The sequence below is a fragment of the Noviherbaspirillum pedocola genome (assembly GCF_016632335.1).
In the GTDB taxonomy this organism is placed as follows: Bacteria; Pseudomonadota; Gammaproteobacteria; order Burkholderiales; family Burkholderiaceae_D; genus Noviherbaspirillum_A; species Noviherbaspirillum_A pedocola.
Genome location: NZ_JAEPBG010000001.1, coordinates 792,593 through 808,866, shown reverse-complemented (window position 1 = coordinate 808,866; position 16,274 = coordinate 792,593). Strand labels below are relative to the sequence as shown.

Genomic DNA, 16,274 nt, shown 5'->3' with positions numbered 1-16,274 from the left:
TATGGTATGATTTAAAGCTTTTGATTCAAAGTCTTACGGTATTCGGCTAGCGATCAGAAGGGATTTTGGCAGTTCAGCACAGGACCAGCGTCGTGACGAGCGGCACGGCGCAACACTTTAATAGCAGGCAGTCGCCCGCAAATTGTTGATAGTGGATTCCATGACGAACGCAATGAAAAAACCCGCGAAAGATCAAACGGCCCTGACCGCCAAGGTCGGGAAGGCGCCAGGCGAGTCGGCTGCCAAGGCCGGCGCAGGCGCGCCGAAAGCGGCTTCCGGCGCGCTCGTCTCGAAACCAGGCAGCAAGGCAGCAAAGACGAAATCGGCATCCATGGCGGCGCCCGAGGCAATCGCACAGACGTCGGCAAAGGCTGACGCCAAGGCCTCCCGCTCCATGGACACATCTTCATCCAAGGCGGCTGATCAGCCGACCTCTGCGCATCCGAAAGCTCCCGTGACCACCAAGAAAACCGAATCGAAAACTTCAGGCAAATCCCCGAAGGCCGATGTCCAGGCTGAAGCCGCACAGGGGCGCGTGAGTCAAACCACCGATGCCGCCGCGCTGGCGGCAATCGACACTTCCGGTTATGTGCTGCCGACGGTCAAGGTGCCGGGCAGACGTGGTCGCAAGCCCAAGGAATTTCAGCCCGAGAACGAGGAAGTGGCGGCGCTCAATGCCGTCGAGCGCGCCGAACTGAAGGCCGCTGACAAGGCGCGCGCGAAAGACCGCAAGGCCAAGGAAAAGGCGCTGCTGAAGGACGCGTTCTCCTCCGACACGGAAGCCAGCGAGGAAGAACTTGAGCGTCGCCGCCAGAAGCTGAAAAACCTGATCAAGCTAGGCAAGGAACGCGGCTTCCTGACCTATGCGGAAATCAACGACCACCTGCCGGAAAACATAGTCGACCCCGAGGCGATCGAAGGCATCATCGGTACCTTCAACGACATGGGTATCGCCGTCTACGAGCAGGCGCCGGATGCGGAAACCCTGCTGCTGTCGGACAACGTCGCCAATGTCGCCAGCGACGACGATGAAGCCGAGGCCGCCGCTGAAGCCGCACTGTCCACCGTCGATTCCGATTTCGGCCGCACTACCGATCCGGTGCGCATGTACATGCGTGAAATGGGCTCGGTCGAACTGCTGACCCGCGAAGGCGAAATCGAGATTGCCAAGCGCATCGAGGATGGCCTGAAGGACATGATCCAGGCGATTTCCGCCTGCCCGACCACGATTGCCGAGATCCTGGCCGCGGCCGAACGCATCCAGAAGGAAGAAATGCGCATCGACGAGGTCGTTGATGGCTTGGTTGACCCGAATGAGTCGGCTGAAGCGGATGCGCCCGTTCAGGGCTCCGCCGATGCGGACGAGGACGACGAGGACGAAGACGCGGAAGACGAGGAGGAAGAAGGCGAAGAGGAAGCTGCAAACACGCCAAGCGCCGCCGCCGGCTTCTCCGCGGAACAGCTGGAACAACTGAAGCGCGATGCACTCGGCAAGTTCAGCTTCATTTCCCAGCAATTCGACAACATGCGCAAAGCGTTCGAATCGCAGGGTTACAACTCCAAGCCTTACGTCGACGCGCAGGAAACGATTTCGAACGAGCTGCTGAGCATCCGCTTCACCGCGAAAATGGTTGAAAAACTCTGCGACACGCTACGCGGCCAAGTCGATGAAGTGCGTCATATCGAAAAGCAGATCCTGGATGTGGCGGTGAACAGATGCGGCATGCCGCGCGCCCATTTCATCAAGGTCTTCCCCGGCAATGAAACCAATCTCGACTGGATCGATGGCGAAGTCACCGCCGGCAATTCGTACAGCGCCGTGCTGGGCCGCAATGTGCCGACCATCAAGGAATTGCAGCAGAAGCTAATCAACCTGCAAGCACGCGTGGTGCTGCCGCTGCCGGATCTGCGCAACATCAACAAGAAAATGGCGGCCGGCGAAATGAAGGCGCGCAAGGCCAAGCGCGAGATGACCGAAGCCAACCTACGTCTGGTGATTTCGATTGCGAAAAAATATACCAACCGCGGTCTGCAATTCCTGGATCTGATCCAGGAAGGCAACATCGGCCTGATGAAGGCGGTGGACAAATTCGAATACCGTCGCGGCTATAAGTTCTCGACCTATGCGACATGGTGGATCCGCCAAGCTATCACCCGCTCGATCGCGGACCAGGCGCGCACGATTCGCATCCCGGTGCACATGATCGAGACGATCAACAAGATGAACCGGATCTCGCGTCAAATTCTGCAGGAAACCGGCGCCGAGCCCGATCCAGCAACCTTGGCGCAAAAGATGGAAATGCCCGAGGACAAGATTCGCAAGATCATGAAGATCGCCAAGGAGCCGATCTCCATGGAAACGCCGATCGGTGATGACGACGATTCGCATCTGGGCGACTTCATCGAAGACAACAACACACTGGCACCTTCGGATGCCGCGTTGCATGCCTCGATGCGCGGCGTGGTGAAGGACGTGCTCGATTCGCTGACGCCGCGCGAAGCGAAGGTACTGCGCATGCGCTTCGGCATCGAAATGTCGACCGATCACACGCTGGAAGAAGTCGGCAAGCAGTTCGACGTCACGCGCGAGCGCATCCGTCAGATCGAGGCTAAAGCGCTGCGCAAGCTGCGTCATCCGTCCCGCTCCGACAAGCTGAAGAGCTTCCTGGAAGGAAGTTGATCGGCCTGATCTGATGTACAATGCTTGCCGGCCCGCACACGCGGGCCGGTGTTGTAAAGGCGGACCGTTCGGTCCGTTTTCCTTCAGTTTTTCAGAAAAGGGCCTCTAGCTCATGCTTGGTTAGAGCAGCGGACTCATAATCCGTTGGTGCCGTGTTCGACTCACGGGAGGCCCACCAAAATATAGTAGTAAATTCAAGGGGTTACGAGAAATCGTAGCCCCTTGCTGTATGTGGGAAAGATTTATTATGCTACGCTTATGCTACACAACGATGCTTTTAGGATGCTTTACCAACGAGCTGGATTGAAGGAAGTAGCATAAAGAGTGCGGTATGTAGAAAGAAATCTTAAACCAGTAGCATACGAGAGCCCCTTCGGGGCTTTTTTTCTTTGTGGGTTAGGGAGTTTGTCCGATATAGATGGAATATGGGCTAAGAACACCCGTACACAGCTCCATGGCACATCCCAACGATACCAACAGAATCTGCTCTAGCAACCACCGCAGTCAATCCAATACTGGATGTCAGAAAATAAAAAATCTGATGAAGGAAAGAATCGCCCTTGTTTGGAAAAAGCTCGACGCAAAAAAATCAATGGATATAATTGCTGGTGTAGATTAAATCAATTGATTTATCAATAACGGGGAATGAAATGACTACTCTTGCAGAACTTAATAAAAAGATCGCTGAGATGCAAGCTCAGGCAAATAAAATGCGAGAAGAGGGGAAAGCAAATGCAATAGAAGAAATAAAACAAAAAATGGAAGAATTTGCTATCACACCTCAGGACCTTGGATTTGGACATCAAGCTAAAGCCAAAAAAACTAAAGCAACATCAATTCCGAAAGATAGAATTGTTGCCTATAAAAAAAGCGAAACCGAAACTTGGAGCGGAGGCCGTGGACCAAAACCACAATGGGTCAAAGATGTAATTTCCAAAGAGGGCATTGATGCCCTTGAGAAATACAAAACCAAATAAAATAAAAACACCACGCAAAGCCCAATGTGGGCTTTGTTTACTTATAGGGAAATAGGCTACTTCATAACTTGCTCAGTTTTACTTCAAGCGCATCATTAGCATATTCTGAGTGACTTTCATCTGATTAACTGTCTTGACCAGTTCGGAAAATGTTTCTCTTAACTCAGCTTGGTCTTGTGTTTGCTGGCCACCTCTTATGAGTTTTGTTAGGACATCTTTTGTGTCTATTTGCCCCTGTGCTAATTGACTGTTGAAAGCCTCAACCAAAGATAGCCTGCTATTAATAGCCATTAATGCTATTTCCATATTTTGTATATTCCTAGCTAAATCAGAAAAATCCCGAACTTCTTCCATGCTATTCATCCTTTTCTAATTATTCTTTAAAGATCGCTGGGATGGAAAGTTCTAAAAACTGTGGCTTTTTCACATGGAATAATTCTTTTGGGTGCAGCCGCTTCTTTCTCTCTCCGGGCTAATTTAAAAAAATTTCGGACGAGAGCAGAAGGAATCTTTCCGCCATCTTTCCAAGTAATTCCGCGCTCATGTAGAAGGTGACAAGCAAGCCTTTCATACTTTTTCATACCATTGCCAAAAGAAAATCTAGAATTAGCATTCAAAAAAATTTCAAACTCATCATAATTCTCTACAAAAAAATTTAGATAGCTTTGAAAATCACCAGTCTTGCTAAAAGTTTTAGCTCGGATGTATTCCGCAATCTTTTCATTCTTTATCATTTGGCTCTCCATTGTCATTATTTTTAATATATAAAAATAATATGGAAAAGCAAATTCCGAAATGCTTCAAAGAACTCTTTGAGGCATTTTCACTTAATTAAGAAGCGGGCATTTGACTTTATAAAGAAAATTTATTAAAGAATGCAGGCTGAAAAGAAAAAAGCCAAGTCGGTAAACTTGGCCTTTCTAGAAAAGGAACATTGATCTCGCCAGATTTTTCGTTCATGAAGATATATAAGCATTTAAATATAAAATGTCAAGCATCTAAATAAACACACAATCTACACGAATAAGAAATTCCTTTTTTGGCTTTTCAGCCAATTGAAAAGGAATTTTTTTATGTTAGACACATTTATAAAGTCGTTGCCCGAAAAAGTAAGGTGCAGTAATAACCCTGGTGACGAAGGAACGAAATTTAGAAGTAAAGAAGAAGCTTTGCAATACAAGTATGTTGAACACAATCAGAGCTATAAAAAGTATCTAATCATTGATATTGACATCGACAAGTCTGCTAATAACGAACGGATTGGACCAGCATTCCGTTATGAAGAAAAGGGAATGCCTGTCCCATCAATCATTACGATCAATCCAGAAAAAGGAACACCGCACTACCAGTATGAGTTGAACACCCCAGTGATTTTTACACCTAATGCGAGGAAAGAACCCCAACAACTATATGAAGCAGTGACTAGGGCACTTATTGAAGCACTACAAGGTGATAGGAGCTACGACGGACATTTAACAAAAAATCCACTCTGCCCATACTGGAAAGTCATAAGACACGATGTTTCCTATGATTTGAAAGACTTTCTTGAGTATGTGGATATAAAAAACTCATTCTGGAAAAAGCCTATAACCCATGACATCTTGGGAAGAAACCATACGCTTTTCAATAACTTGAGGTTTTGGGCATACCAAGAAGTAAGGAAGCATGCAGACCTCGAAAACTTCAAATTGGCAGTGGAGGATCGTGCATTCCAAATCAACGAAGAGTTCCAGAGCTATCCACAAGGTCAATTAGGCACTAAAGAAGTATTGCAAATTGCAAAGTCAGTTAGTAGATGGACTTGGAGGAATAGATACGATTTGGATAGACACGGGAATCGCGGAGTCATGCGACTGTGGGATAAGGATTTAGCCTTAGATGAAAAGCAGAGACTATCAGCAGAACGAACACATAAGGAGCAAACAAACACGACGAGAAGTGCCTTATTTACATCAATAACGCTGTTGAAAGCTCAAGGTATTCCTATTACTCAAAAAAGCCTTGAGATACACAGCAAAATATCATTGAGCACCATTAAAAGATATTGGAAGGAATTCGAGCCCATAATTTATAAAAAGATGGCTGCATGATCGACTTAGTTGAAATAACAACTATGGTGTTATATGGTGTTGTCCGGTAATTACCCTCTAAGGGAGGGTATCGCAAGATTTCAAAATCAGTAAAAGAATTGCTTTAGCAACCCAAAAAATTAAATTATTAGAACTGCTTTGGCAGTCCCAATCCAAATAATAAGGATTTGCTTAAGCAAGTTTCAAGAATTGAAACAAAAAAGCGCGAAACTGAAAAAATAAAAAAATTTCTATTCGATCCAATTAAAAAGCCTGCATTCGCAGGCTTTTTTATTTTCCTATATCTTATTAATGCTTTTCCGAGGAGCATGTTTAACAATTAATTTCTTGTTTAGTTCTAGGTATGCCATTTCTTTCTGAAGATGCAAAACTTTTTCCTTGGCTTCCTCGTTCTCGATGCAGTAAAAAGGTTTTTTTATTTGGATCGCAAGTCTATTCTTTTTAATCAATGAAAGAACTTTTCGTATTTTGAATAAATTCGCGGAACCGAATTTAGTCCTAACCGTTTCGTCAGGGCTAGGGAAAAATTCTTCAACATCCTTGCTGCTTAAAAAGCTTCTCAACTGAGTTAAAGTAAAAAAATTCTTCTTCTTTTCTTCTTTCTGTTTATTTAGGCTGTATAGATATTCTTGTTTCTTCTTTTCGGCATAAGCCCTTTTTTCTTCCCAAGAATAAACCCATTTACCTCTTCCCATCCAATCTCCCATCTCAAAATTCTCCTTAATTTATTGTGTTTTACATATAGCAAAAAGAAAATTTTAATCAAGGCAAAAATTTGATTTTTAAAATCTTTCTGTTTTAATTAAAGAGGGAAACGAAATCTAAAGCAAGGGTAACTATTCCCAAGGGGAATAAGATATATGGGGTTCCCCCATGCCCCTAGCTTCACTAAAAACAATAATAAAAAAGGTGACGAAAATGACTCATTACAAAAAGTTCATAGAACAAAAAAATCTACAACCAGATGAGAAGAAAAGACCTGGTCAAGCTGGCTATGACGGTAATTCAAAACTAAGAACAAGGAATGTGCAGATAGCACTTTCTGAACTGGAATATGAAGATTTGGTAAAGCAGTTTAATCAATCTTCTTACTCAAAATTGGCACCTTACTGTCGTAGAAAACTACTTTCAAAAGAAGTAAAAGTAACCGACGAAAAACAACTAAACCTTGAAAATGTGGCAGCGCTTTACCGGCTTTATAAACAAACTGACATATCCCAGACAGGAAAAATGGGGAGCAATTTAAACCAAATTGCCAGAAAGTTTAATAGCAACGAGGGTGTCCAAAACTTTAAAGAAAAGATGTTAGAAGAACTCAATTTGATGAGGGAGATGAATAGAAAATTAGAGATTGTTTTGAAAAAAATGGTTGGGGGTAACTCATGATATTAACTTTCGTTAATAAGGGTGAGTCCGGACCTGAAGGAATTAATTATCTCTTCAGTGAGAAGGACGCAAACGGTAAGGAAAGAAATCCACCAGCCGAATTATTGGAGGGGGATATATTGCTTACAAAGTATTTGATTGAAAACAATTCAAGAATAAAAAAATATAGCAGTTATGCTCTTTCATTTCGGGATAATGAAAAAGTTACGGACGAACAGCTAAAAGAAATTGTTCAATCTGTGCGAGATACCTTTTGCACAGGCTTAGGGTCTGACAGAATAAATATTCTTGCAGTCAAACACACTGACAAGGGAAATACTGAGGTTCATCTAATTATCAATGACGAAGATATGCTCACTGGGCGTAGATTCAATCCGTGGCCACCAGGTGAAAGGTCCCAAAAATTACAGCAGGATTTTTGTGCATGTTGGAACCATAGGTTAGGATTTGAGCAGGTTGTAAGTAATCCGTTTAAAGCATCTTTTAGCCGATTTGACGCCAAAGTTCCTAAAGAAAGAAGAAAGAAATTTCTACAAAAAATAGACGAAAAGGAAGCCGTAAAGGCTTTAGAGGAAAACAAGGACAGCAATCAAAGGAGGGAAAAACTAAGCAGTATTACAGCCGAAGCTGTAATGGCAGGCAAGATTAATAATAGAAATGACTTGGTTAAATTCTTGGAAAGGAATAACTGCAGGATAACTAGGAAAGGAAAAGATTACTTATCTATAATATTGCCTGGAAAAGAAAAGCCTATCAGATTTAAAGGTGGTTGTTTTAAAGAGGATGTGGATTACAGATCATTAATCGCTGAACATAATACGGCTTCCAAGCACCTTAGGCCCGATCAGTTTAGAAAAGTAGAAGCTAGGCTTGACGAAGCTATGGTTTACAAAAGGGAGCTACATGCAAAGATTTATGCTCCTAAAGAAAAGAAAATACGATTGCCAAAAACTGAATCTGTAAAAATAAAGGCACCACAGCAGATTAAGCCAAATAATAAAGTTAAGCCGAAAGAACAACGAAAACAAACTATCCAACCAGTTGTTAAGTCCAATTCCAATGTTTCTAAAAAGCAAAAGAACTTCAATAATTTCAGGTCTATTGGAATTTCAAGCTCGCTCGGAACCCATATCGCAGAAAAAATTGGCAGTGTTGAATTGCAATTAACTGCTCTATACACTCAGCTATCAAATGCTCCAAATTCAAAACGGGCGGAAATTGAGCAAAAAATATTTGAATTAAAATTTCAATTAACGGTGCTACAGCAGCAGCAAATTGAAGATAAAAAAGCGGAATTGAATAGAGATAAGAAAGATAAATTTAAAATTTAATACTTTCCGCATACATAAAAGCCGCTATAAAAAGTGGCTTTTGTTGTTTTTGGATCACAGATTCAATATTCAAAACCTTCAAAGAGTTCTTTGAACCTTTTGTTATAAAAACGTTAATTAAATTGTGGACTTTTTAATTATTTATTTATAGAATTAAAGCTCAACTTTAAATGACGGAGATGAATATGAATAATTATCGAGCTGTAATTAATTTTAAAAATGCTTTTGACGGGGTGAATTACTTAGACTTATGTGAATCCCTTAAATTCTCATTCAGGATTTGGGATGTTTGCTGTAAAAATGAGGATTTTGACAGTCCGGGAATTAGCCAGGAGATTAAGCAATTTTTTATGCTTCATGACATGATGGCTATTCATTATGGTTATTGGGGTTATCTTGAGTATGAAGATGTAAGGCAAAAACTGAATGGATATCTCAATGATTTATGCAAAAAGCCGAAAAAAGAAATCGTAGAATTTTATGTAAAGGAATATATGAGACAAATAGAAAATAGAGCCAAGATTGATTTAATGGAAGCTCAAGGCAATATTCATGTTATTGATTTGCAGTAAGATTGGAGAGTAATATGAAGGAGAGCAAAGATCTGAAAGCTCTGATCTATCACAGCATTAATCAATTGTTTTATGACGGTCGTGATGATATTGATGATGAAAACATACCCATAGAGCATATTGGCAATCAATTCCACATTGCATTTGCTGAAGACCACGGTCAATGCTTTGCATACACAGTTGAGGCAACTTCTAAGGCTGTAGCATCTTTTCTTGATGAGCTTGGAGAATTAAGAGCAAGATTGACCAAAGAGCATAGATCTATTGACGAAAAAGTATCTGAAATAACTAAGCCATAAAATGAAATCAAAAAAAAGCCCCAATTTTGGGGCTTTCGCATTTTTCCGATATATAGGAATGTCTTAATAAAAAATTTGGCTGTTTTGGCTTCCAAGTCAGGTTTGCTTTGATTTGGCAAACACGATGAAGTCCTTAAGGCTCAGTAACCATCCCTGTTGTTTTGTACTAAAAGTTGAATGATATTGCTTTGGGACTACCAATTGTAGGCCATGTGCCATCATCTGATTGGTTTGATTCTCCGATATGCCGGCCTCCAAAGTGCATAGATGCTTGTTTGTTATTCTTGCAGCCTCAGCTAAAACCTGCCTCCATCTATCTTTGCACGATGTTTTCGCTCCAAGCATCAAAAGCTTTTCAGTTGCAAAAGCAGGGTCATGGTATTCAGATGCGCCGGGAAACAGAAAATCAGGTTTCTGCTTATTTTCGGTGACGCCTTGAGTTTCAAACTTCAAGCCATAGGCTTTGAAGATTGGAGTCAGGTGGTTTTGCAAAGCACTCCCTGCACGAGACTTTCTCCGGTTCTGGACACTGAGAGACAAGTCAAGGAACTCCTTCACTGATGGGAATCCATCCTTGATCTTACTACCTAGAAAGTGCTCTTCCAGCGTTCTGAACATTATGAACTCGCGTTCATACCAGACGACCAATGCAGCATCTGGGTCGTCCAGCGGATTTATGTTCACAGAATCACGGACATATCGGGAGAGTGTTGCTGTATCAGGAAAGACACCATTGAAAAGGTGGAGCATGTGTTCCAGATAATTTTCATCTGTCTCCGCTGCTTCAATTCCAACCTGTTCCAATATTAGACGACTGACGAAATCTAACTTTACTTGGTCGTTCTCGATCTCACCTTTGACTGAAAAGCCTGGATGGGTAATATCACTTTCTCCCATCAACCACATGAGCTGGTTCTCTATGGTGGAACCAGCTTCAGCAACGATAACAAGCACTGTATCGTCGGGCTTTTTAGCTATTAGAAGAAGGTCGCCTTCATTGGCATTCTGGGATACGGTCGTTGTGGGAAAGTAAAGGCGGTTTTCTGACCGGGTGGGATGATTTTCCCTTGCGTCATACCATGTCACAAAACCATCAGATTCGATAGGTTCTGGGTCATCATCGTTCAGATAAAGGAATGTGGCATCAAACTTTTGCTTAGGTATGGCAGGCCCTAAAACTTTCGCCAGCGAGCCGACCCCATTGAATTCATGCTGATTCGATTTTTCGGGATGAGCTTCTACAGCAGACAGCCTTTTAACCGCTACCCCTTTAAAATATTGTGATAAATACCCCTGCTTCATTTGCTCCCTTTCTGAACAGCTTCGGTTTCAAATTGTTGTTCATCGCTGTGTAACCAGGAGTAAATTATATCGACCAACCCAGCTAGCTGTTCTGGCTTTTTGGCACGAACTGCGCATTCCCATACTGTGCATACTCTCCAGCCCATAGACAGAAGCTGTTCTACAACCCGTTTATCTCTTTCCTTATTTTTTCCAAGTTTGGTATCCCAAAATTCTGTATTGCTGGATGGTCGTTTGGAGAGATAACAGCCATTGCCATGCATATGCCAGAAGCATCCATGTATGAGAATCACAGCTTTGAAACGAGGGAAAACAAGGTCAGGTTTGCCAGGCAAATCTTTGCGGTGCAATTGGTAGCGGATACCTCTTGCAAACAGGAGTTTTCTGACAGTGAGTTCAGGAGCAGTGTTACCGCTCCTGATTTTTGACATCATGGCACTTCTGGCAGAAGGAGAAACAATATCTGCCATGAATACCCGATTTAGAAGAGGCGTGGATGGATGTTGTCAGCTTCCAGCTTTTTCATCTCCATGATGAAAGGCTTCATGAAACCGGCAACATGGGCGACCAATGGCACCACAACCGAGTTGCCAAACTGCTTATAGGCTCGTGTATCAGAAACAGGAATCTTGAAGTCATCACCAAAGCCCATCAGACGAGCACATTCTCTAGGTGTCAGCCTTCTAGGGTTCTTGCCTTTACCACGGAATATTAAAATTTCAGAACCATCCTTGTAATAGCGGGCAGAAAGTGTTCTTGCTGTTTTATCTGGAGTGACCAGCCCAAACCCAAAACCATTGCCTGCTGCCTTGTGCTTATCTGCATAAGCTTGGAGGTAAGCCCACAGCTTGTCAGTCAGGATGTATTTTTTCTGAACCTTGCCATTTTTGTCAATGCATCGTCCATCATCAACATCTATCTCTGTTCCATCTTCAGGATGAAGGATGGACGACAGCTTCGGACCGTCATCAAGGCTCGGCAAATTCAGGTTCTTCCAGTTATCGCCAATAGCATCTTTGAAGCCAATATCTTTCCTGAAGCCCACAATCAAAATTCGCTCCCGATGCTGAGGAACGAAGTGCTTACCGTCTATCACCTTATAAGTGATGTTGTAACCAAGCCGTTCTTCCAGCACCTGTTTAATAACACTGAAGGTGCGCCCCTTATCATGGTTGACAAGGTTTTTCACATTCTCAAGGAGGAATGCTTTGGGTTGTTTTGCAAGAATGATCCGTTCCACATCAAAGAACAATGTCCCTTGAGTTGAGCAATCAAAGCCGTGAGACAGGCCGAGCGAATTTCTTTTTGATACCCCTGCAATAGAGAAGGGTTGGCATGGAAATCCTGCAAGCAGCACATCATGGTCTGGAACCTGATTGACAGGGTCATCAATCAGTGTAATGTCCCCATGGATGTCATGGTCATCATTGGGATAGTTAGCCTTGTAAGTCTTCTGTGAGTAGCTGTCCCATTCACTGGTCCAGACACATTTCCCGCCCTGTGCTTCAAAACCCTTACGAATACCACCGATACCTGCAAACAAGTCTATGAATGTGAAATCGTGGTCAGCAGGAGCTGGGGCCTTAGAAAGGATATTTCGCAGAACCAGAAGGGCATTGGGGTCAACAGGACACTCCCCACTTTCCCATCTAGCAATTGTTCTTGGCACTTTGTTAAGTAGAGAAGCAAGCTCTTTCTGGGAATAAAGCTTTTTTGCTTCAGCCAACAGGATAGCGGCTTCGGGGAGTGGACTGTTCATAGCACCTCTGGGAATAATTGATGACATTATGTCAGTTGTCATGCCCAGAAACAAGGGGGATACTGGTTAAAAAACCAGTATTTTCGATGATTTGCAACAAAGTTTTGTCACCATCAAACTTCCTTTGGCTACGGATAATAAGGATTAGTTTTATTTAATCAGGCCTTATCCCTATTTTCTTGGCCAATTGGCCTGCTAGGCAGTTCAGTCTGTAATTGCCAATATAGACTGTAAGAGGACAAAATCTTCATTAAGAATTGATTCCCACATTCCATTGCAAGCTGAATGGCATTTCGTCCCTGTTCGTCAGTGATGGTGAAATCAATCCCACTATCCAGCATTTCTATTACGAGTTCTTTGTATTGCTCTGTCTCATAGGTAGGGAAAGTGGCTATTGCATGAGCAAGAGTCCTTTTCTGAATCGTTTCACCTACGAGGAAATGGGAGACTTGGTTAAGGTCCGTTTTATCTTCTTGAAGGGTACGAATGACAGTTTTGGGGCTGTGAGCTAGCTGTTCCAAAAACTTGGTTGCCAAGCTTCCAGCTTCATTCCACTGGACCTCATAGCCTGTGATATTCATTTCAGGGTCTAGAGTCTCAAAGAATGGCATGGGTTTATCATCAACAAAGATAGTGGCTGTAAAAGAATCCCATTCCATACCACCGAAAGAAAGCTTTTTTACTTTGCCGTTCATTCTTTTTGTGAGCTCTTCCTGTTCTGCTTGCTGCCATTCTCCAATTGAATTGTGAGTATTTTTTTTAAACCAATTCCTTACATCTTCTACTCTGTAACGAACGTTTTTTCCTTGCCTTTTGATAAATGCTGGACCTTTTCCTGGAATTTCTCTCCATTTTTCAATTGTCCGTGGTGATTCGCCTAACCATTCAGCCAAAGTGTCTTGGTCGATGATTTTTTGGTTATCCCATTGGCTGTAATTTTGGTCTCTCGCCGGTTTAGGCTGTAGTGCCGCCAAAATCGCAAGAATATGCTGTGCAGTTATTGGAGTATCAGAAGGAAGCTGCGATAGCTGCTCTTGAAAATCTGAAGGGGTCATGCAAGCTCCATATCTTTCTCTTGTTTTTCTGGTCCTACTAATTGTTCAAGTGCTGAAAACTCGGCTACCTTGCTTAGCAGTGCATCCTCTACCTTTTGTAAAGTAAAGGTAATTTCGCCTTTTTTGTCTTGGAAGTAGTGTTCACCTACATCACTCCGATGGTGTTTCAGACAGTAGGCAATATTCCTCTCATCAAACATATTCCTACCATCGGGCGTTTTCATCCGTCTTGCTTCGGTAGCCCAAGTCCTTCTCAAGTCATGATGTGAAATCAGAACTCCCGAAACTTCGGCTATTGCTTTGAAGTGGTCTTTACAGTCTTGAGGAACATACCCATTTTTGGAATTGGGGTATTCAAATATGAATTCTTTCCCCTTGTTGTATTCCCATCGCCGCTCAAGAATTTCTAATGAAAAACGAGTCAGCGGAAAGATGTAATTTCTGCTGTTTTTTGTGTCGCTGTATGTAATTGTTTTTTCTTTGAAATTGACTTTATTCCAGGTCAATGAAGCAATATCAATAGAGCGACCGGCTTGAATAAGGCTGAAAAACAAATAGTCAGAAACAACACCATCTGCTTTTTTGTAGTTAAGAACTGCACTCCACCATCTCGCACATTCAGGCCTATCGAAGTCTATGAATTTTTCCCGGATTTCTGTTTTCTTCCATTTTTTTGTTACACTCAAAACTTCAAATGGATTAGTAAGTGCTTCAGGTTTGCCTGAATCGGTTAGGTCAAATTTCAGCCGATTGATAGAATAAGAGAATGCTGAAAGGGCATATTTGAAAACAAGTTGGTGAGTTCGTTTGATTGGTGCAAGTTGTTTTTCTTTATTCGTCCTAGTTGGACAAGCCCTACTAAAATATTCAAATCTCTCAACAACCATCGTGGCTGTTATGTCCCTGAAAGGTATATCTAACCAGCTCGGTAAATTTACTGTTGCATCTTTCACCCATTCATTGCCAATTTTTTTGAGTGTAATGATGGTTCGTTCGTCAAAATACTTAACCATCAAATCAGCATCTTTGAGGGTGGATGACTGTTTGATGATTATTTCATTACCATCATCGTCTATCTGAGTAATCCGTTCGTTGCCTTTGTTTTTAATCAGTTGTTCCTGAATATAATAAGTAAATACATCTTGAACTGTATAAACATCTTCAAATGCAATCGATTTGCCTTCAGCTTTGGCTTTTCGTCTAGCCTCTAGCCTTGCATCTTCTTCTGCCTTTGCTTTTGCTTTAACGGCAGCAGCTTCTTTTTCTAGTTTGATGCGGTCAATACCTTGGCTCAAATCAGCGCTATTTTTATTGGCTGCAATTTTTGCATCTTCAAGGCTAATAAGTGGAAATTCCCCAATTGTTATCCTGACTGGCCTTCCTCCCTTGACTCTTCTGTAGACGAAAAAGGTCTTTGTTCTTTTGCCAACCCGTATTCCTAACCCTTTGGTTTTTGTGTCGTAATAAACAACCTGCTTGCCATTGGTGAATGGAAGGTCAAGTAAAAGTTTTTTGGTGAAGTCGAACCGTTTATTCGCATCTTCTTGTTCATGCTTCTCTGGCATCGTTGCTCCCAAGGCATTGGAAAAAATTGTCCTTTGCGGAACATTTTATGCTACAGGACAAAATTATGCTACAGATTATGCTACAGGATGATGGGCATAGATGGGTATCAATGGGTAGCAACGGGTAGAGTTAATTGGCGGGAAGCTTAAAAAAATACTCTAATAATCAGTGGCTTGTGATGAAAATTAAGGATTTTCAAGGCTTTGGGTTAAAAAGCAAAAAGGCATAAGAAAAGGACTCATAATCCGTTGGTGCCGTGTTCGACTCACGGGAGGCCCACCAGACACTTGAAGGGTTGCGTTTCGACGCAGCCCTTTTTTGTATTTTCCTTGCGGCAAGCTGACGAGAGTTTCGGAACGGTACTATGTGGAGAACGTTCCATTGAACATCGAATACAAAGCTTTGCAAGCAACTGAAATTTACCTACCGGAACTATGCCCACTTTTCGGATCTGGAACTTGGCTATAAGCGTTTTTCGCGGCAGAACTTTACTTTTCATTCTTGCGAAAACGATACGACCCATGTGAGAACGCGCGGTAATTGATTTTCCCTTTTTAATAAGAAGTGCTTAATCTTAATTAACCCTCCGACGCGGCTACGTTTGTCTCACATTATGAAACACGCTACGGTGCCAGTAATTTCCTTTTCTCAATAATGTTTGAGAGTGCGTACTGCTACCACCTCCTGTTTCGAGAGCCACGCGGATGTTTCTCGGCTGCAAGGGATAGGGAGATAAAGAATCTTTGCATTATGTACGGCGGACGCGACGCTCCAAAAATAATATTGCTCAATAGAAATATCACGCCAAGTATTCGCTACAATCTGGATTTCTCTATAACAATAAGAGACGTCCATGCTGAAAGCGGTCATTTTCGACAACAACGCCATCGCCCGCAGCCTGCTGCGTACCGTACTGACGGATGGCGGCCATGATGTGGTTGCAGATTCCAATATCAATCCCACCAACCTCGCGCGCGGTCGCATGCTTGCGCCGCACATCTTGTTCATGGATAGCGGCGGCGATACCGCCAACCTCGACGCGTTATCCGAACTCCGTACAGCATTGCCGAAAACCGTAATTTTCCTCGTATCAAGCGGTTTCACCGCCGAAGTGATTCAAGAGGCGGCGCAACGCGGCGTGAATGGATTCATTGTTAAACCCTTCAATGGTGCGACGGTGTTGTCGACGATACGCACGACAGTGCTGAAGCTGGTTGCAAAACAAAAGGCGGCTGCCGGATAAGCTCGGCGCGCCGC

16 protein-coding genes and 2 tRNA genes are annotated in these 16,274 nt (G+C 43.1%); 10 read left to right on the top strand and 8 right to left on the bottom strand.

All coding sequences use genetic code 11. From position 1 onward, the window contains the following. Positions 1–394: 394 nt before the first annotated feature. From rpoD to JJB74_RS03645, 3 genes are all read left to right on the top strand, one after another. Entirely contained in the window at positions 395–2,680 is a 2,286-nt protein-coding gene (rpoD, locus tag JJB74_RS03655) for an RNA polymerase sigma factor RpoD (RefSeq protein WP_234483936.1), read from the top strand. Between the two features lie 99 nt (positions 2,681–2,779). Next, positions 2,780–2,858: transfer RNA gene (locus JJB74_RS03650), tRNA-Ile, on the top strand. 472 nt (positions 2,859–3,330) lie between these two features. Beyond that, entirely contained in the window at positions 3,331–3,657 is a 327-nt protein-coding gene (locus JJB74_RS03645; RefSeq protein ID WP_200590433.1) for an H-NS histone family protein, read from the top strand. A 78-nt stretch (positions 3,658–3,735) separates the two neighbouring features. Here the strand turns inward: JJB74_RS03645 and JJB74_RS03640 are convergent, their stop codons facing one another. Both JJB74_RS03640 and JJB74_RS03635 read right to left on the bottom strand, forming a co-directional pair. Further along, complete coding sequence (locus tag JJB74_RS03640) at positions 3,736–4,011, bottom strand: hypothetical protein (RefSeq protein WP_200590432.1); 276 nt, start codon at positions 4,009–4,011, stop codon at positions 3,736–3,738. 26 nt (positions 4,012–4,037) lie between these two features. Next, positions 4,038–4,391 carry a hypothetical protein gene (locus JJB74_RS03635; RefSeq protein WP_200590431.1) on the bottom strand — a complete coding sequence of 118 codons (354 nt, stop codon included), beginning with the start codon at positions 4,389–4,391 and terminating at the stop codon, positions 4,038–4,040. 339 nt (positions 4,392–4,730) lie between these two features. On the opposite strand from JJB74_RS03635, the gene JJB74_RS03630 reads away from it, so the two are divergent. Then, positions 4,731–5,747, top strand: a complete 1,017-nt coding sequence (locus JJB74_RS03630) for a replication initiation protein (RefSeq protein WP_200590430.1) — start codon at positions 4,731–4,733, stop codon at positions 5,745–5,747. Between the two features lie 278 nt (positions 5,748–6,025). Here the strand turns inward: JJB74_RS03630 and JJB74_RS03625 are convergent, their stop codons facing one another. After that, the gene (locus JJB74_RS03625) at positions 6,026–6,454 is read right to left on the bottom strand and encodes a hypothetical protein (RefSeq protein WP_200590429.1); all 429 of its coding nucleotides are present in this window, start codon (positions 6,452–6,454) and stop codon (positions 6,026–6,028) included. Positions 6,455–6,665: 211 nt separating this feature from the next. On the opposite strand from JJB74_RS03625, the gene JJB74_RS03620 reads away from it, so the two are divergent. The 4 genes from JJB74_RS03620 (at position 6,666) to JJB74_RS03605 (ending at position 9,335) form a co-directional block, all read left to right on the top strand. Further along, complete coding sequence (locus tag JJB74_RS03620) at positions 6,666–7,133, top strand: plasmid mobilization protein (protein WP_200590428.1); 468 nt, start codon at positions 6,666–6,668, stop codon at positions 7,131–7,133. Then, a complete protein-coding gene (locus JJB74_RS03615) occupies positions 7,130–8,464 on the top strand; it encodes a relaxase/mobilization nuclease domain-containing protein (RefSeq protein WP_200590427.1) in 1,335 nt (444 codons plus the stop codon). Before JJB74_RS03620 ends, JJB74_RS03615 begins: the two co-directional genes overlap by 4 nt. A 185-nt stretch (positions 8,465–8,649) precedes the next feature. Beyond that, a complete protein-coding gene (locus JJB74_RS03610; RefSeq protein WP_200590426.1) occupies positions 8,650–9,036 on the top strand; it encodes a hypothetical protein in 387 nt (128 codons plus the stop codon). A gap of 14 nt (positions 9,037–9,050) precedes the next feature. Then, positions 9,051–9,335, top strand: a complete 285-nt coding sequence (locus JJB74_RS03605) for a hypothetical protein (RefSeq protein WP_200590425.1) — start codon at positions 9,051–9,053, stop codon at positions 9,333–9,335. Positions 9,336–9,431: 96 nt separating this feature from the next. On the opposite strand, the gene JJB74_RS03600 is transcribed toward JJB74_RS03605, so the two are convergent. The 5 genes from JJB74_RS03600 to JJB74_RS03580 form a co-directional block, all read right to left on the bottom strand. After that, a complete protein-coding gene (locus JJB74_RS03600; RefSeq protein ID WP_200590424.1) occupies positions 9,432–10,637 on the bottom strand; it encodes a type II restriction endonuclease in 1,206 nt (401 codons plus the stop codon). After that, on the bottom strand, positions 10,634–11,107 hold the full coding sequence (locus JJB74_RS03595) for a very short patch repair endonuclease (protein WP_200590423.1): 474 nt from the start codon (positions 11,105–11,107) through the stop codon (positions 10,634–10,636). The genes JJB74_RS03600 and JJB74_RS03595 overlap by 4 nt, the downstream gene beginning before the upstream one ends. An 11-nt stretch (positions 11,108–11,118) precedes the next feature. Further along, positions 11,119–12,396, bottom strand: coding sequence for a DNA (cytosine-5-)-methyltransferase (dcm, locus tag JJB74_RS03590; protein WP_200590422.1), 1,278 nt, complete (start codon positions 12,394–12,396; stop codon positions 11,119–11,121). A 158-nt stretch (positions 12,397–12,554) separates the two neighbouring features. Further along, positions 12,555–13,451, bottom strand: coding sequence for a helix-turn-helix transcriptional regulator (locus JJB74_RS03585; protein ID WP_200590421.1), 897 nt, complete (start codon positions 13,449–13,451; stop codon positions 12,555–12,557). Further along, entirely contained in the window at positions 13,448–15,016 is a 1,569-nt protein-coding gene (locus JJB74_RS03580) for an integrase family protein (RefSeq protein WP_200590420.1), read from the bottom strand. Before JJB74_RS03580 ends, JJB74_RS03585 begins: the two co-directional genes overlap by 4 nt. Positions 15,017–15,222: 206 nt before the next feature. Between JJB74_RS03580 and JJB74_RS03575 the strand changes: the two genes are divergently transcribed. Next, positions 15,223–15,299: transfer RNA gene (locus tag JJB74_RS03575), tRNA-Ser, on the top strand. Positions 15,300–15,870: 571 nt separating this feature from the next. After that, a complete protein-coding gene (locus JJB74_RS03570) occupies positions 15,871–16,260 on the top strand; it encodes a response regulator (RefSeq protein ID WP_200590419.1) in 390 nt (129 codons plus the stop codon). Positions 16,261–16,274: the final 14 nt, after the last annotated feature.

Bases quoted from the DNA above. Each gene is read 5' to 3' on its own strand.
- rpoD (WP_234483936.1), top strand. From the start codon at position 395: ATGGACACATCTTCATCCAAGGCGGCTGATCAGCCGACCTCTGCGCAT.
- JJB74_RS03645 (WP_200590433.1), top strand. From the start codon at position 3,331: ATGACTACTCTTGCAGAACTTAATAAAAAGATCGCTGAGATGCAAGCT.
- JJB74_RS03640 (WP_200590432.1), bottom strand. From the start codon at position 4,011: ATGGAAGAAGTTCGGGATTTTTCTGATTTAGCTAGGAATATACAAAAT.
- JJB74_RS03635 (WP_200590431.1), bottom strand. From the start codon at position 4,391: ATGATAAAGAATGAAAAGATTGCGGAATACATCCGAGCTAAAACTTTT.
- JJB74_RS03630 (WP_200590430.1), top strand. From the start codon at position 4,731: ATGTTAGACACATTTATAAAGTCGTTGCCCGAAAAAGTAAGGTGCAGT.
- JJB74_RS03625 (WP_200590429.1), bottom strand. From the start codon at position 6,454: ATGGGAGATTGGATGGGAAGAGGTAAATGGGTTTATTCTTGGGAAGAA.
- JJB74_RS03620 (WP_200590428.1), top strand. From the start codon at position 6,666: ATGACTCATTACAAAAAGTTCATAGAACAAAAAAATCTACAACCAGAT.
- JJB74_RS03615 (WP_200590427.1), top strand. From the start codon at position 7,130: ATGATATTAACTTTCGTTAATAAGGGTGAGTCCGGACCTGAAGGAATT.
- JJB74_RS03610 (WP_200590426.1), top strand. From the start codon at position 8,650: ATGAATAATTATCGAGCTGTAATTAATTTTAAAAATGCTTTTGACGGG.
- JJB74_RS03605 (WP_200590425.1), top strand. From the start codon at position 9,051: ATGAAGGAGAGCAAAGATCTGAAAGCTCTGATCTATCACAGCATTAAT.
- JJB74_RS03600 (WP_200590424.1), bottom strand. From the start codon at position 10,637: ATGAAGCAGGGGTATTTATCACAATATTTTAAAGGGGTAGCGGTTAAA.
- JJB74_RS03595 (WP_200590423.1), bottom strand. From the start codon at position 11,107: ATGGCAGATATTGTTTCTCCTTCTGCCAGAAGTGCCATGATGTCAAAA.
- dcm (WP_200590422.1), bottom strand. From the start codon at position 12,396: ATGAACAGTCCACTCCCCGAAGCCGCTATCCTGTTGGCTGAAGCAAAA.
- JJB74_RS03585 (WP_200590421.1), bottom strand. From the start codon at position 13,451: ATGACCCCTTCAGATTTTCAAGAGCAGCTATCGCAGCTTCCTTCTGAT.
- JJB74_RS03580 (WP_200590420.1), bottom strand. From the start codon at position 15,016: ATGCCAGAGAAGCATGAACAAGAAGATGCGAATAAACGGTTCGACTTC.
- JJB74_RS03570 (WP_200590419.1), top strand. From the start codon at position 15,871: ATGCTGAAAGCGGTCATTTTCGACAACAACGCCATCGCCCGCAGCCTG.